The 13,850-nt window shown below is 69.1% G+C and carries 14 protein-coding genes; 8 read left to right on the top strand and 6 right to left on the bottom strand.

Annotated features, from left to right (window positions below; translation table 11 throughout):
* Positions 1 to 34 precede the first annotated feature (34 nt).
* The 5 genes from FEI13_RS06585 (at position 35) to FEI13_RS06565 (ending at position 5,872) form a co-directional block, all read left to right on the top strand.
* Entirely contained in the window at positions 35 to 1,441 is a 1,407-nt protein-coding gene (locus FEI13_RS06585; protein WP_138180758.1) for an ATP-binding protein, read from the top strand.
* Positions 1,442 to 1,554: 113 nt separating this feature from the next.
* The gene (locus tag FEI13_RS06580) at positions 1,555 to 2,835 is read left to right on the top strand and encodes an ABC transporter substrate-binding protein (protein ID WP_138180604.1); all 1,281 of its coding nucleotides are present in this window, start codon (positions 1,555 to 1,557) and stop codon (positions 2,833 to 2,835) included.
* Between the two features lie 64 nt (positions 2,836 to 2,899).
* Entirely contained in the window at positions 2,900 to 3,829 is a 930-nt protein-coding gene (locus tag FEI13_RS06575; protein ID WP_138180602.1) for a carbohydrate ABC transporter permease, read from the top strand.
* Positions 3,822 to 4,700: a carbohydrate ABC transporter permease gene (locus tag FEI13_RS06570; RefSeq protein WP_138180600.1), complete on the top strand. Its 879-nt coding sequence runs from the start codon at positions 3,822 to 3,824 to the stop codon at positions 4,698 to 4,700. The genes FEI13_RS06575 and FEI13_RS06570 overlap by 8 nt, the downstream gene beginning before the upstream one ends.
* A gap of 50 nt (positions 4,701 to 4,750) precedes the next feature.
* Complete coding sequence (locus FEI13_RS06565; RefSeq protein WP_138180598.1) at positions 4,751 to 5,872, top strand: ABC transporter ATP-binding protein; 1,122 nt, start codon at positions 4,751 to 4,753, stop codon at positions 5,870 to 5,872.
* A gap of 27 nt (positions 5,873 to 5,899) precedes the next feature.
* On the opposite strand, the gene FEI13_RS06560 is transcribed toward FEI13_RS06565, so the two are convergent.
* The 5 genes from FEI13_RS06560 to FEI13_RS06540 form a co-directional block, all read right to left on the bottom strand.
* Complete coding sequence (locus tag FEI13_RS06560) at positions 5,900 to 6,340, bottom strand: universal stress protein (protein ID WP_138180596.1); 441 nt, start codon at positions 6,338 to 6,340, stop codon at positions 5,900 to 5,902.
* Positions 6,341 to 6,421: 81 nt separating this feature from the next.
* Complete coding sequence (locus FEI13_RS06555; RefSeq protein WP_240036455.1) at positions 6,422 to 7,495, bottom strand: TIGR01620 family protein; 1,074 nt, start codon at positions 7,493 to 7,495, stop codon at positions 6,422 to 6,424.
* A complete protein-coding gene (locus tag FEI13_RS06550) occupies positions 7,492 to 8,886 on the bottom strand; it encodes a YcjX family GTP-binding protein (protein ID WP_138180594.1) in 1,395 nt (464 codons plus the stop codon). Before FEI13_RS06550 ends, FEI13_RS06555 begins: the two co-directional genes overlap by 4 nt.
* A 133-nt stretch (positions 8,887 to 9,019) precedes the next feature.
* Entirely contained in the window at positions 9,020 to 10,615 is a 1,596-nt protein-coding gene (locus FEI13_RS06545) for a solute:sodium symporter family transporter (RefSeq protein ID WP_138180592.1), read from the bottom strand.
* Between the two features lie 168 nt (positions 10,616 to 10,783).
* Positions 10,784 to 11,002, bottom strand: a complete 219-nt coding sequence (locus FEI13_RS06540; protein WP_138180590.1) for a hypothetical protein — start codon at positions 11,000 to 11,002, stop codon at positions 10,784 to 10,786.
* Positions 11,003 to 11,084: 82 nt separating this feature from the next.
* On the opposite strand from FEI13_RS06540, the gene FEI13_RS06535 reads away from it, so the two are divergent.
* The 3 genes from FEI13_RS06535 (at position 11,085) to FEI13_RS06525 (ending at position 13,149) form a co-directional block, all read left to right on the top strand.
* Positions 11,085 to 11,633 carry a DUF924 family protein gene (locus FEI13_RS06535; protein WP_138180588.1) on the top strand — a complete coding sequence of 183 codons (549 nt, stop codon included), beginning with the start codon at positions 11,085 to 11,087 and terminating at the stop codon, positions 11,631 to 11,633.
* Between the two features lie 124 nt (positions 11,634 to 11,757).
* Positions 11,758 to 12,000 (top strand): GlsB/YeaQ/YmgE family stress response membrane protein, encoded by a 243-nt coding sequence (locus tag FEI13_RS06530; RefSeq protein WP_138180586.1) that lies wholly within the window; start codon positions 11,758 to 11,760, stop codon positions 11,998 to 12,000.
* Between the two features lie 81 nt (positions 12,001 to 12,081).
* Entirely contained in the window at positions 12,082 to 13,149 is a 1,068-nt protein-coding gene (locus FEI13_RS06525) for an ion channel (protein WP_158294520.1), read from the top strand.
* 42 nt (positions 13,150 to 13,191) lie between these two features.
* Here FEI13_RS06525 and FEI13_RS06520 read toward each other — a convergent pair whose 3' ends face one another.
* A complete protein-coding gene (locus FEI13_RS06520; protein ID WP_138180582.1) occupies positions 13,192 to 13,806 on the bottom strand; it encodes a hypothetical protein in 615 nt (204 codons plus the stop codon).
* Positions 13,807 to 13,850: the final 44 nt, after the last annotated feature.

Here is a 13,850-nt window from a genome sequence, read left to right as displayed (position 1 = left end):
GCCGGGCACCCTGCGCGGACGTTTCGTGCTGATCATGGTGGTCGGGGTGCTGGCCGCCCAGCTCGCCAGCTACGTGATCTGGACGTCCCAGGTGCGCGACAGCCGCCTGGCCCAGCTCGAGGAGCTGTCGAGCAATGTCGCCTTCAGCGTGGCGTCCACCATGCGCTTCTTCCGCTCGCTGCCGAGGGAATACCGGCATATCGTCCTGGACCAGCTGCGCGAGATGGGCGGGTCCCGCTTCTTCGTCAGCGTCAACGAGAAGCGCCTCGACGTGGCCGACATCGGCGACGGGCCCGAGAAGGCCCTGGTGGTGGAGACCTTCCGCCGCATCCTCACCGAGCAGCTCGACATCGACGCGGTGAGGGTGGAGTTCTCCCGCCCCGAGACCCTGCGCGTCTTCAACAATGAGGTGCTGCTGAAGGACCTGCCGCCACGTTGGGGGCAGCACAGCCTGCTGATGGAGCCCCTCTCGCCGCCGATACTGGTCGTACAGCTCGAGCTCGAGCCCAGGACCTGGCTCTACCTGGCCACCATCCTGCCGATCGCCGAGGTGTTCGAGGAGCGCGCCTGGCTCTCCGGTGAGCGCCTGCTGGCCGGGTTGATGGTGCTGCTCACCGTGCTGGGGCTCTCGCTGCTGGGCATTCGCAGCATGACGCGACCGCTCTCGCGGCTCTCGCGGGCCGCCCGCCAGCTGGGCGACGACCTCGATGCGCCGCCCCTGCGCGAGACCGGGCCCCGCGAGGTGGTGGCCACGGCCGTGGCCTTCAACCGCATGCAGCGACGCATCCGCGAGCAGGTAGAGGAGCGCGAGCGGCTCTTCGCGGCGATCTCCCACGACCTCAAGACGCCGATCACGCGGATGCGCCTGCGCGCCGAGATGCTCGACGACCCCGGCCAGCGGGCGCGCTTCTGCGCCTCCCTCGACGAGCTGGATGCGCTGGTCAAGGGGGCGCTGGCCTCGGTCAAGGGGCTGGACCTCCAGGAGCAGGTCGCCATGGTCGAGCCCGACACCCTGCTAAACGACCTGGCGGCCGACCTGCGCCTGCACGGCGGCGAGGTGGTCATCGAGGGGAGCGCGGCGCCCATTGCCGCCAAGCCGCTGGCCCTCAGGCGCTGCCTGGCCAACCTGCTGGAGAACGCGCTGTTCTACGGGCGACGCGCCGAGGTGCGGCTCGAGGATGCCCCGGACCGGCTGGTCATCACCCTTCGCGACCATGGCCCCGGCATTCCCGAGGGGCAGCGCGAGCGGGTCTTCTCCCCCTTCGTGCGCCTGGAGCCCTCGCGCAGTCGGCACACCGGTGGCAGCGGCCTGGGGCTCGGGATCGCCCGGCATATCGTGCGGGCCCACGGCGGCGACATCGGTCTCGCCGATGCGCCCGGTGGCGGGCTGCTGGTGACCCTGATTCTGCCTCGCCAGGCCAATGTTACCGACCTGCAATAAAGGGCGAACACTTTGCAGGACTCGGTAACGCCCCTTCGCGCGACGACTGGCGTAGCGTGTCGATATCCCGGTGCGCCGGGGGCCATAACAATACGACACGAGGAAGCCACGTCATGCACGCATCCAAGCGACTCCCGTCCCCCCGCAAGACCGTGCTCGCCCTGGCCACCGGCCTGGCGGCATCCCTGACCCTCTCCAGCGTCCAGGCCGGCGATGTCGAGGTCCTGCACTGGTGGACCTCCGGCGGCGAAGCCCAGGCGGCCAACGTGCTCAAGGAGCTGATGGAGGACGAGGGACACACCTGGGAGGACTTCGCGGTGGCCGGTGGCGGCGGCGAGACCGCCATGACCGTGCTGAAGTCCCGCGCCATGTCCGGCAACCCGCCCTCTGCGGCCCAGATCAAGGGGCCGGAGATCCAGGAGTGGGGCGAGCTTGGCCTGCTGGGCGACCTCGACGGCGTGGCCGAGGCCCAGCAGTGGGAGACGCTGCTGCCCGAGACCGTGGCCGAGGTCATGCGGCATGACGGCCATTACGTGGCGGTGCCGGTCAACGTCCATCGCGTCAACTGGCTGTGGGCCAATCCCGAGGTGCTCGACGATGCCGGGGTCGAGATGCCCGCCACCCTCGACGAGCTGTTCGCGGCCGCCGAGCCGCTGCGCGAGGCAGGCTACATACCGCTGGCCCATGGCGGCCAGGCCTGGCAGGACGCCACCCTCTTCGAGGATATCGTGCTGGCTACCGCCGGCACCGACTACTACCGTCGTGCCCTGGTCGACCTGGATCCCGAGGCCCTGGGTGGCGAGCCGATGATCGAGGCGCTCTCGACCTTCAAGCGCCTGCGCGAACTGATGGACGACGACATGTCCGGCCGCGACTGGAACATCGCCACCTCCATGGTCATCGAGGGCGATGCCGCCATGCAGCTGATGGGCGACTGGGCCAAGGGCGAGTTCACCGCCGCGGGCCTGACCGCCGGCGAGGACTACCTCTGTGCGCCGGCCCCTGGCACTCAGGACGCCTTCACCTTCAACATCGACAGCCTAGCGATGTTCCGGGTCAGCGATGAGGGTGAGCGCGAGGCCCAGGAGGACCTGGCGCGACTGGTGCTGGAACCGACCTTCCAGAAGGCCTTCAACATGGCCAAGGGGTCGATCCCGGCGCGCCCCGACCTGGACATGAGCGAGTTCGACCGCTGCGCCCAGCAGTCGCTGGCCGACTTCCAGCGGACCGCCGACGAGGGTGGGCTGGTGCCCAGCATGGCCCATGGCATGGCCGTGCGGGCCGCGGTCCAGGGCGCCATCTTCGATGTCGTCACCAACTACTTCAACGACAGTGACATGGAGGCCGAGGAGGCCGCCCGGCGCATGGTCAACACGGCCCAGGCCGCCTACTAGGACCCGCCGCGGGCCCGGGGCGCCGCCGCGGCGGCGCCCGTGTTCATCCACGAGGACTCCTCCCATGACACTCTCGACCTCCCTCCGGCAGGAGGGGCGGGCGGCGAGCCGGCGCTCGTCGTCCGGCCGCCTCCAGGACTGGCTGCCACGCCTGGTGCTGGCTCCCTCCGTCGCCATCTCGCTGTTCTTCGTCTATGGCTTCATGCTGTGGACCTTCATCCTCTCGCTGACCAGCTCGCGCATGCTGCCGAGCTACGACTTCATCGGCTTCGCCCAGTACGGCCGGCTGATGGAGAACGAGCGCTGGTGGGTCGCCTCCACCAACCTGGTGATCTTCGGCGGCCTCTTCGTGGTGATCTGCCTGGTGCTGGGGGCCTTCCTGGCCATCCTGCTCGACCAGCGCATCCGCCGCGAGGGCACCCTGCGCACGATCTACCTCTATCCCATGGCGCTCTCCTTCATCGTGACCGGGGTGGTCTGGAAGTGGCTGCTCAACCCCGGGCTCGGCCTCCAGGCCATGGTGCGCAGCTGGGGCTTCGAGTCCTTCACCTTCGACTGGCTGATCGATCCCGACATGGCGGTCTACACCCTGGTGATCGCCGCGGTCTGGCAGGCCTCCGGGTTCGTCATGGCGCTGTTCCTGGCGGGACTGCGCGGCATCGACGACAGCATCATCAAGGCCGCCCAGCTCGACGGCGGCAGCCTGCCGCGCATCTACTGGCGGGTGGTGATCCCCTGCCTGAGGCCGGTGATGTTCAGTGCGGTGATGATCCTCGCCCACATCGCCATCAAGAGCTTCGACCTGGTGGTGGCCCTGACCGGCGGCGGCCCCGGCTATGCCTCCGACCTGCCGGCCACCTTCATGTACACCCACGCCTTCACCCGGGCGCAGGTCGGCCTGGGCTCGGCCAGCGCCATGCTGATGCTGGGCGGCGTGCTGGCGATCCTGATTCCCTATCTCTACTCGGAGCTGAGGAGCCGCAAGCATGGATAACGTGATTCGACGCCGCACGCCCGGCGCCCGACTGGCGCGCCTGGCCCTCTATGCCGCGCTGCTGCTGGCCGCGCTCTTCTACCTGCTGCCGCTGGCGGTGATGCTGATCACATCAATGAAGCCCCTGGACGAGATCAGCGCCGGCAGCCTGCTGGCGCTGCCGCAGTCGCCGACCCTGGCCCCCTGGGCCAAGGCCTGGGGCGAGGCCTGCACCGGCATGCGCTGCGAGGGCGTGGGCGGCTACTTCTGGAACTCCTTCGCCATCGTGATCCCGGCGGTGGCGATCTCCACGGTGATCGGCGCCCTTAACGGCTATGCCCTGACCAAGTGGCGCTTCCGGGGCTCGGAGCTGCTCTTCGCACTGATGCTGTTCGGCTGCTTCATCCCCTTCCAGGTGGTGCTGCTGCCCATGGCCCAGACGCTGGGCTGGCTGGGGCTCTCCAGCTCTCGGGCAGGACTGATCCTGGTCCATGTGATCTTCGGCATCGCCTTCACCACCCTGTTCTTCCGTAACTTCTACGTGGCGGTCCCCACCGAACTGGTGTCGGCGGCCAAGCTGGATGGCGCGGGCTTCTTCCGCATCTTCTGGCGCATCCTGCTGCCGGTCTCGGCACCGATCATCGTGGTCTCGGTGATCTGGCAGTTCACCCAGATCTGGAACGACTTCCTGTTCGGGGTGGCCTTCTCGGCCCATGACACCCAGCCGGTGACGGTGGCCCTGAACAATCTGGTCAACACCTCGACGGGGGTGCGCGAGTACAACGTCGACATGGCCGCCGCCATGATCGCGGCGCTACCGACCCTGGTGGTCTATGTGTTGGCCGGCAAGTACTTCGTGCGCGGGCTCACCGCGGGGTCCGTCAAGGGGTGAGCGGGCCGCCGCCTCACCCGACGGTCGATGAACAACAAAGGTAAGTAGTCATGTCAGCTCTCGAGATCCACGAGGTCCGCAAGGACTTCGGCAACGAACGCGTCCTCAAGGACGTCAGCCTGGCCATCGAGTCCGGCGAATTCCTGATCCTGGTCGGCCCCTCCGGGTGCGGCAAGTCGACCCTGATGAACGCCATCGCCGGCCTGGAGCCGGTCACCGATGGCCGGATCCACATCGCCGATCGTGACGTCACCTGGCTCACCCCGGCGGAGCGCGATATCGCCATGGTCTTCCAGTCCTATGCGCTCTACCCGAGCATGACGGTGCGCCAGAACATCAGCTTCGGCCTGGAGATGCGCAAGGTGCCCAGGGAGGAGCGCGAGGCGGCGGTGGAGCGGGTGGCCGACCTGCTGCAGATCACCGCGCTGCTGGACCGCAAGCCCTCCCAGCTCTCCGGGGGGCAGCGCCAGCGGGTGGCCATGGGCCGGGCCCTGGCCCGGGAACCCGCGGTCTACCTCTTCGACGAGCCGCTCTCCAACCTGGACGCCAAGCTGCGCGTCGACATGCGCACCGAGATCAAGAAGCTCCACCAGCGCCTGGGCACCACCATCGTCTACGTTACCCACGACCAGATCGAGGCCATGACCCTGGCGGACCGCATCGCCGTGATGCGCGATGGCCACATCCTGCAGCTGGGCACGCCGGACGAGGTCTACAACGATCCCGTCGACATCTTCGTGGCAGGCTTCATGGGCTCCCCCTCGATGAACTTCGTCGCCACCATCCTGGAGGGACAGTCGGGCGACTATCGCGTGCGGATCGCCACCCCCGGCGAGGCGGATCTGGTGCTGCCATGGCCGGTCTCCCGTGAGACCCCGGCCATGGCCGGACAGGTGGGCCAGCCGCTGATCCTGGGGCTGCGACCCGAGCACTTCAGCGAGGAGGACCGGCGGCTGAGCGAACAGGCCGAAGGCACCCTGCTGGAGGCGCGGGTCAGCGTGGTCGAACCGACTGGGGCGGACATCCTGCTGCGTCTTCCCCTGGGAGAGACGGAGGTCACGGCGCGAGTCGGTCCCAAGTGCCCTGTGGCGTCGGGAGAGCGCTTGTCGCTGCGCGTCGACATGGGTCGCGCCGTGCTCTTCCACCAGGAGAACCAGCGGCGGCTCGCTTGACCCTGTCGCCGCACTCGGGGGCCGCGCTCAGCGCACGGTGATCACGGTGCAGTCGGCAGCGTGGCCGACCTTGTGGGAGACGCTGCCGATCACCAGCCCCTTCAGGTCGCCCAGGCCCCGGCTGCCCATCACGATGGCATCGACGTCGCGTCGCCGCGCCTCGTCGAGGATGGTGCGGGTCGGGTCGCCCTGGGTGATCATCGTCTCGACGTGGGAGATGCCGGCGTCGCGGGCGGCCTGCTCGGCGCGGTCCATGACCTTGCGACCGGCCGCCTCGAGCTCCTCCTCGGAGGCCTTGAGGTCCACGGCGCCGATGCCCCACACCAGCAGCGTCTCATGGGCGAGCTTTTCGGGAATGTGCAGCAGGATCAGCGCGGCCCCTTTCTGCAGCGCCAGCTGGCAGGCCACGGAGAGGGCCTTCTTGGCGTGCTCGGAACCGTCGATGGGCACCAGAATGGAGTGGAACATGACGCGGTCCTCCTTGCGAAGACGAGGGTGGCTTCCTACCGATGAGCCTAGTCATCTCACGGGACGCTGTCATGATCCGGGTCAAGGGTGGCGGGTCTTCTCCCCGGAGCGTTGTTCGCTGGCCTCCAGGCGCCTCAGCTGCCGCCACAGGTCGCGGCGCAGGTCGGCCAGGCGTGGCGTCTCGTCCGAGGTGAACTCGAGCGGGCGCGCCAGCCGCTGGGTGCGCAGCCCCAGCCGCGCCCCCAGCAGCCCGATGCCGAGCCCCTGGGCGGCCCGGGTCGAGAGCTTGCCGGCCAGGTTCATGGTCAGCATCTCCATGCTGGCTTCGCCGGCGATCTCGCTGGCGCCGGCGAAGGCCATCTGATAGAGCACGCTGCGCAGCAGCCGCAGGCGCGCCGCGTAGCCGAGCTCCAGCCCGTAGAGCCGACACAGCCGGTCGACCATCGCCAGGTGGCGCCAGGCCACCAGGGCCATGTCCACCAGGGTCAGCGGGCTGACCGCCACCATGATGGCCGTCTCGCCGGACATCCGCGAGATCAGCCGGCTCGCCTCGCGATCCCGGGGCGTGAGCAGGTGATGGTCGAGCAGGGCGCGAACGTCGCGCCCGTCGTGGTGGGGCTCCCGGGCCGTCAGGAAGGCCTGCCAGTGGGGGTGGTCGTCATCCAGGGCCAGATCGCGCCGCAGCCGTTCGGCCAGCGTCTGCGCCTCGGCCGGGGTGGCCTCGGGCAGCGCGGCCAGGCACTCGCGCAGCCGCGCGTGGCGGGTCAGGCGGCGCAGGCGCCAGAGTTCGCGCGTAAGCGCCGAGCCGCCGAGGACGAGGGCCAGCAGCAGCAGCAGGCTCCAGGCGCCGGCCAGCCAGTCGCCGCCGAGGCTCGCGGCATAGAGCGTGTGGCCGGCCTCCAGCGCCCCCAGGCCGAGGCTGCCGCCAAGCAGCGCGAGCAGCCCCCAGCGGCGCTTACGCGGGCGCATCAGGCTCTTGTCCAGCGCCTGTGCCTCGCGCTGCGCCTGGGGGTCCGGCTCGACCGGCGGCCGGCTCGGCGTCTCATCATCGAACTGGCGGCCGGGTTGCGGGTCCTGGGGGGCGACGTCGTCGTGTGACGTGTCGAGGGGGAAGTGCTCCCCCGGGCGCGGGTCGGGCTCGCGGGGAGGCATCATGGCAGCTTGTCTCCGATCAGCCAGTCCAGGGTGGCGTCCATGCGGATGTGCGGCAGCGGCGTGCCGGGCTCGCGGGGCAGGGGGCGAAAGGCAGTGAAGGCGAAGCCCTGGCGGGCCCAGAAGTCGGCCCGGGGCAGGCGGTCCGGCACCTCGCCGGGAAACAGCAGGCGCGACTCGCCGTCGAGCGTCGTGCCGCGCAGGGCCGGCGAGTGGCGCCCCTGCTGAGTGACCTCACGGCCCTCGGTGGCGCGAATCGCCGCCAGCGACAGGGCCCGGACCGGCACGTCCGCGAAGCGCAGGTCCTTGAGCGGCTCGGCCAGCAGCGCCTCGAGCAGGGCGACCAGGCGGCCGTGCTGCTCGGGCGTGACGTGATCGGCCTTGGTGGCGGCTATGGCCAGGCGATCGATGCGCGGCGCGAAGAGGCGCGTCAGCAGGCTGCGCCTGCCGTAGTCGAAGCTCTGCATCAGCCGCGACAGCGCCCGGGAGAGATCCTCGAAGCGCTCGGGCCCGGCGTTGAGGGCGCCGAGCACGTCGACCAGCACGATCTGGCGATCGAAGCGGCGGAAGTGCTCCCGATAGAAGGGGCGCACGATGTGCTGCTGATAGTGGCGAAAGCGCCGCGCCAGGGTGGCGTAGAGGCTCTCGGCCGGCAGGGCGGTGAGCGCCTCGCGGTCGGCCTCGGCGATGCCGGGCAGCGGGAAGAACTGCAGCACCGGAGCGCCCTCGAGTTCGCCGGGCAGCAGGAAGCGTCCCGGCTGCAGGTCGGCGAAGCCGGCCTCCCGGGCGGCCCGAAGCCCGCTCGCGTAGCGCTCGGCGATCTCGGCCAGGCGCGCCTCGTCGACCTCCTCGGCGGGGTCGAGATCGCCCACCGCCGCCTGCCAGTCGGCGAACAGGGCGGCGCGCTCGCTGCCGACGTCGTGGCGCTGGGTCTCGCTCCAGCTCAGGTAGTCGTGGCCCAGCAGCGGCAGGTCGAGCAGCCACTCGCCGGGATAGTCGAACAGGTCCAGGGTCAGCTGGCGCGTCGCGCCGCCGAGCAGGCCGCTGCGCGAGGGGCGATAGCGGAGGGTCAGGCGCAGCTCGCTGATGCCGCGGGTCGGTTCGGGCCAGCGCGGCGGCTGAGCGTCCAGCGCCGCCATGGCCTGGTCGTAGGGGAAACGCGGCACGCCCAGGTCCTGCTGCTGGACCCGGCGGGCGCCGAGCAGCCGTCCCTCGCGGGCGGCGGGCAGCAGGTCGAGGTGCGCCTCCAGGCCGGCATGGCGCAGCTGATTGACCAGCGAGGTCAGAAAGGCCGTCTTGCCCGCTCGCGAGAGGCCGGTCACCGCCAGGCGCAGCTGGCGGTCGCGGCCGCGCTCGAGCAGGTCATGGAGTTCACGGGGCAGGGAGGGGCGCATCGGGCATCCTGGGAGGCGGTTTTTCGTCGCTCTAATGTGCGGGTCGCGATGGCACCTGACAAGGGACGGTGTGACGAAACGCCGCTGCCCCGCGCGGGGCGGGGCAGCGGCAGGGTGGGAAGGGAAGGTGGCCTCAACCGGCGAAGGCCGCGTAGATGGCGATCACCAGGATCACCAGCACGATGCCGGTGGGCACGGCGCCCCGCCAGGGCGTCAGGTCGACGGCGCCGCTGTCCTCCTGAATCCAGTCGGTGGCGCGCGGGCGCAGCTTGCCGATGACCAGCATCACCGCCACCAGCAGTACGAAGACCGCGGCCACGAAGTGGAACTCGTGCATGAGGGTCGGCAGCTTGCTGAACGGCGGCACGAAGTAGCCGGCGAAGATCAGCAGGCAGCCGCCGACCAGTGCCACCTTGGCGGCCAGCGGCGGCACGCGCCGGGTCAGCAGGCCGACGATGACCACGGCGAGGATCGGGATGAAGTAGATGGCGTTCATCTTCTGCAGGTAGCCGAACAGGCTCTCCTGGCCGGCCAGCAGCGGGGCGATGGTCATTGACACGACGGCCATGATCCAGCCGAACACCTTGCCGGAGTGGACCACCTGCTCCTCGCTGGCGTCCTTCCGGAACACTCCCTTGTAGATGCCGAGGCTGAAGATGGTGGTGGTGCTGTTTAGCGCCGAGTTGAAGGAGGACAGGATGGCACCGACCATCACCGCGGCGAAGAAACCGGTGAGCGGCGCGGGCAGCACATTGAACACCAGGTGGCCGTAAGCCTCGTCGGCTGCCACGCCCTGATCGGCGTAGAGGTGATAGGCGATGATGCCGGGCAGCACCAGGTACAGCGGTCCCAGCAGCTTGAAGAAGCCGGTCAGCAGCACGCCCTTCTGGCCCTCGGCCAGGTTTCTGGCGGCGAAGGTGCGCTGGATGATCTGCTGGTTGGTGGTCCAGTAGAAGAGGTGCAGCAGCAGCACACCGGTGAAGACGGTGGCGAAGGGCACCTGCTGTTCGGGACCGCCGATCGAGTCGAGCTTGTCCGGGTTGGTCGCCTTGAGGATCTCCCAGCCTTCGAACACGCCGCCGTCGGCGCTGACCGCCTGCAGGCCGAAGTAGAAGATCACGAAGCCGCCGATAAGCAGGCCGATGCCGTTGAGGGTGTCGGAGACGGCGACGGTGCGCAGGCCGCCGAACAGGGCATAGACCGAGCCGATCAGGCCGACCATCCACACCGTGAGCCATAGCAGGGCGGTATCCGACCCGATGCCGGTGAGCCCGGAGAGGTCGAGCATCCCCTGCAGGCCCATGGCCCCGGAGTAGAGGATGATCGGCAGCAGGATCACCGCGTAGGCGATGAGGAAGATCACGTTGGTGATCAGCTGGGTGCCGGCATCGAAACGGATCGACAGCAGCTGGGGCAGGGTGGCGATGCCGCTCTTCAGGAAGCGCGGCAGGAAGAACAGCGCCAGGGCCACCAGGGCGATGACCGCGATCACCTCCCAGGCCATGACGGAGAGGCCGTCGCTGAAGGCCGCCCCGTTGAGGCCCACCATCTGCTCGGTGGAGAGGTTGGTCATCAGCAGCGACCCGGCGATCAGCGGGAAGGTCAGGCTGCGACCGGCCAGAAAGTAGCCGTTAGAGGTCGCATGGTCGTCGCGGCGGGTGAGGCGCCAGGTGATGAAGGCGACCAATCCCGTGAAGAACACAAAGGACGCCAGGGTGAGGGCATGCATGTTGGAAACATCCTTGCGGGGCGAGAGTTTCACCGCCCATCGTGGCGGCGACTGGCGGAAATTTTGGTAAATTTACGAGAACGGCGGGGAGTTTAGCCCTGTGACTCGAATCTTCCATTCGACCTTGGTCTCAATTTTCTCTCGGCGGGGGCCATGTCGATGTCGCGGCTAGTTCGGCGGAAGGGCCCCCGCCGGGACCGGCTGGACCAGCCCGAACAGCTGCAGCAGCAAGGGGGTGGCGGCGATCACGAACCCCAGGACCGCCAGGCTGCGGCCGAGCACTCGCCGCTCCGGGCGCCGTGCCAGGGTCAGCCCCCCGATGCAGATCAGCAGGCCGAGGATATTGAAGACGTAACCGAGTATCTGCAGCATGTCGAAGGTGGTCATGAGGCGCTCTTGTGGTGGGTGGGGGTGGGGACGGCTACCCTCTGATGGTACCAGCTTCATCCCGGTGCATGAGGAGGGTCACATGGAGGAACGTCGTCCCGAGACGGTGATCGACTTCTGGTTCGGCGAGCTCAAGCCCGCCCAGTGGTTTCGCAAGGATGCGGGCCTGGACGGCGAGATCGCGCGGCGCTTCGAGGCGCTGCTGACGGCGGCCGGCCGCGGCGAGCTGTGGCAATGGCGGGCCTCGGCCCTCGGGCGCCTGGCCGAGGTGATCGTGCTCGATCAGTTCCCGCGCCACATCCATCGCGGCTCGCCCCTGGCCTTCGCCTGGGACCCGCTGGCCCTGGTGCTGGCCCAGGAGGCCGTCGCCCACCAGGCGGACCGCCTGCTCGACGTGGCCTGGCGCGCCTTCCTCTTCATGCCCTACATGCACAGCGAATCGCTCGTCATCCATGAAGAGGCGCTGCGCCTGTTTGCCCAGCCGGGGCTCGAGGAGAACCTGCGCCACGAGCAGCGCCATCGCGACGTGCTCAAGCGCTTCGGTCGCTACCCCCATCGCAACGCCCAGCTCGGACGCGACTCGACGCCCGCGGAGCGCGCCTTCCTCGACCGGCCCGGGTCGACGTTCTAGCAGCTGTTGCGCACCTCGGTTCGCGGCGCCGGCACGTCGGGCTTTTTTCTCACGCGCCACCGAGGCACCATCGAGTCCTCGTGACCGATCGGGTCACCCCACAAACAAAATAGGAGCGTGTTCCATGGGTATCATTGCCTGGTTGATCATCGGTGGTCTGGCCGGCTGGATCGCCGGCCATATCATGCGCGGCGGCGGCTTCGGCCTGCTCGGCAACATCGGCGTCGGCGTGGTCGGCGCGGTGGTCGGCGGCGGGCTCTTCAACCTGCTGGGCCTGCAGGCCGGGGGCTTCGTCGGCTCGCTGGTCACCGCCATCGTCGGCGCCGTAGTGCTGCTGTGGGTCATTGCCAAGGTCAAGAAGGCCTGACGCGCCTTCCGACCGGCTCGAGCCCCGCATCGCGGGGTTATCTCATGGCCCCGCATGGCGGGGCCATCGCAAGGGACCTGCATGTACGTACTGAAACGCCTCGGCGCCGTGCTGATCCGCGGTATCGCCGACATGGGCTGGGGAGTGCTCGGCCTGCTGCTGCTCGGCTACCTGCTGCTCGCCTGGATCGGCCTGGCGCTTGCCGGTGAGACGGCGCTGGTCGCCTCGCCAACCGCCTTCCTCTATTACATGATCGTCACCACCTCCACCGTCGGCTACGGGGACTACTCTCCGGTGACGCGGGGCGGTCAGCTGATGGTCGTGTTCTTCATCATTCCAGTGGGGATCGGGCTCTTCGCCACCCTGCTGGGCAAGGCCTCCGCCCTGGTGATCTCGCAGTTCACCCGGCGCCTCAACGGGGAGCAATCGATCGTGCAGAAGGACCATATCGTCATCGTCGGCTACAATGCCTACACCGCGTCACTGGTCGACCAGGTCCGTGAGGAGTCGCGGCCCGGGCAGGTGGTGGCGCTCTGCGTCGGCGGTGGTGCGCCGTCCCGCAACCCCTTCATCGAGCAGGGCGTGGAGTACTTCCGCGCCGCCTCGCTGTCGGACGAGTCGCTCTACGAGCGGGCCGCGGTGAAGGACGCCTCCCTGGTGGTGGTCGACGTCGAGGACGACAGCGAGACCAACCTGGTCTGCATGCACCTCTCCGCGCTGGTCGACGCGCGCTGTCGGATCACTGCCTACGTGAAGAACCAGATGGTGGGGCGGCTGCTCGAGACCCACTGCCCCACGGTGAACGTGATTCCCTCCCTGCACCAGAAGATGCTGGTCAAGGCCGCCGTCGATCCCGGCAGCGAGGAGGTCATGCGCCTGCTCGTCGATGCCGATCAGACGCAGACGCAGTACTCGACCCGCCTGGCGGGACTTGTGGAGCGCTTGTCGGTGGCGCGGGTGGCGAGCCGCCTGCGCGCCCGCTGCCGCGCCTCGCTGATCGCGATCCGCCAGGGCGAGGAGCCCTACCCGGTGCTCAACCCCGACGACGACGTCCTGCTGGCGGCGGGGGACGAGGTCTTCTATATCGCCGGGCGACGGATCTCCCCCGCGGAGATGGCCGACCACCTGGCCGCCGACGTGGTGGATTGAACGGGTGGACTGAACGGGTGGGCGCGTCCCCGAGGGGGCGCCTCAATCGGCCGGCGTGGGCAGGATGCGCCGGTAGCGATCCAGGCAGCGATCCAGCCACTCGCCGTTCAGCGCGATGTCGCTTGCCGCGGCGGGAAGCCGGATCTCGAGCAGGAAGAGGCCGTGACGCTCGCTGTCGGCCGCGGCGAGACGATAACCGAGCTGTCCGGCGAGATCCGGGGCCAGGGACTCGACGCGCCGCCAGGTAAGCCGCAGGGCCTGTCGATCGACGAGATACTGGAAGCGTGCCGCGTCCTTGAGCACCGCCATGCCGCCCTCGGCCAGCCCCCGGGAGAGGCTCTCCAGCTTGCGATAGCCCGGCGCTCCGGCGGCCCGGCAGGCGTGGGCGCCCTCCACGAAGCAGGCCTCCCGTTCGTCGGGGGCGTCCGGCCAGCGGCCGCCGCGGCGCCGTTCCGGGCTGGCCACGAAGGGCAGCACCACCGAGACGGCCGGTGTGCCGTCGGCGAGCCTTGCCTCGCGGGCGCCGATCATCCCGTGGGCCAGCTGTCCCCGGAGCCAGCGGTAGTCGCAGGCCTGCTGGATCCTGGCCTGGGCATCGTTGACCGTGTGATGGGCCCCCTGCAGGGAGCGCAGCAGGGAGAGGGTGCGAAAGATCATGGCGCGGTCCCGGTGCGGAAGAGCGAAGGTGTCATGGCATGTCC

This window comes from Halomonas urmiana, assembly GCF_005780185.1.
GTDB lineage: Bacteria > Pseudomonadota > Gammaproteobacteria > Pseudomonadales > Halomonadaceae > Halomonas > Halomonas urmiana.
Note: the sequence above shows the minus strand (reverse complement) of the source record. Positions and strands in the feature narration are given on the sequence as shown.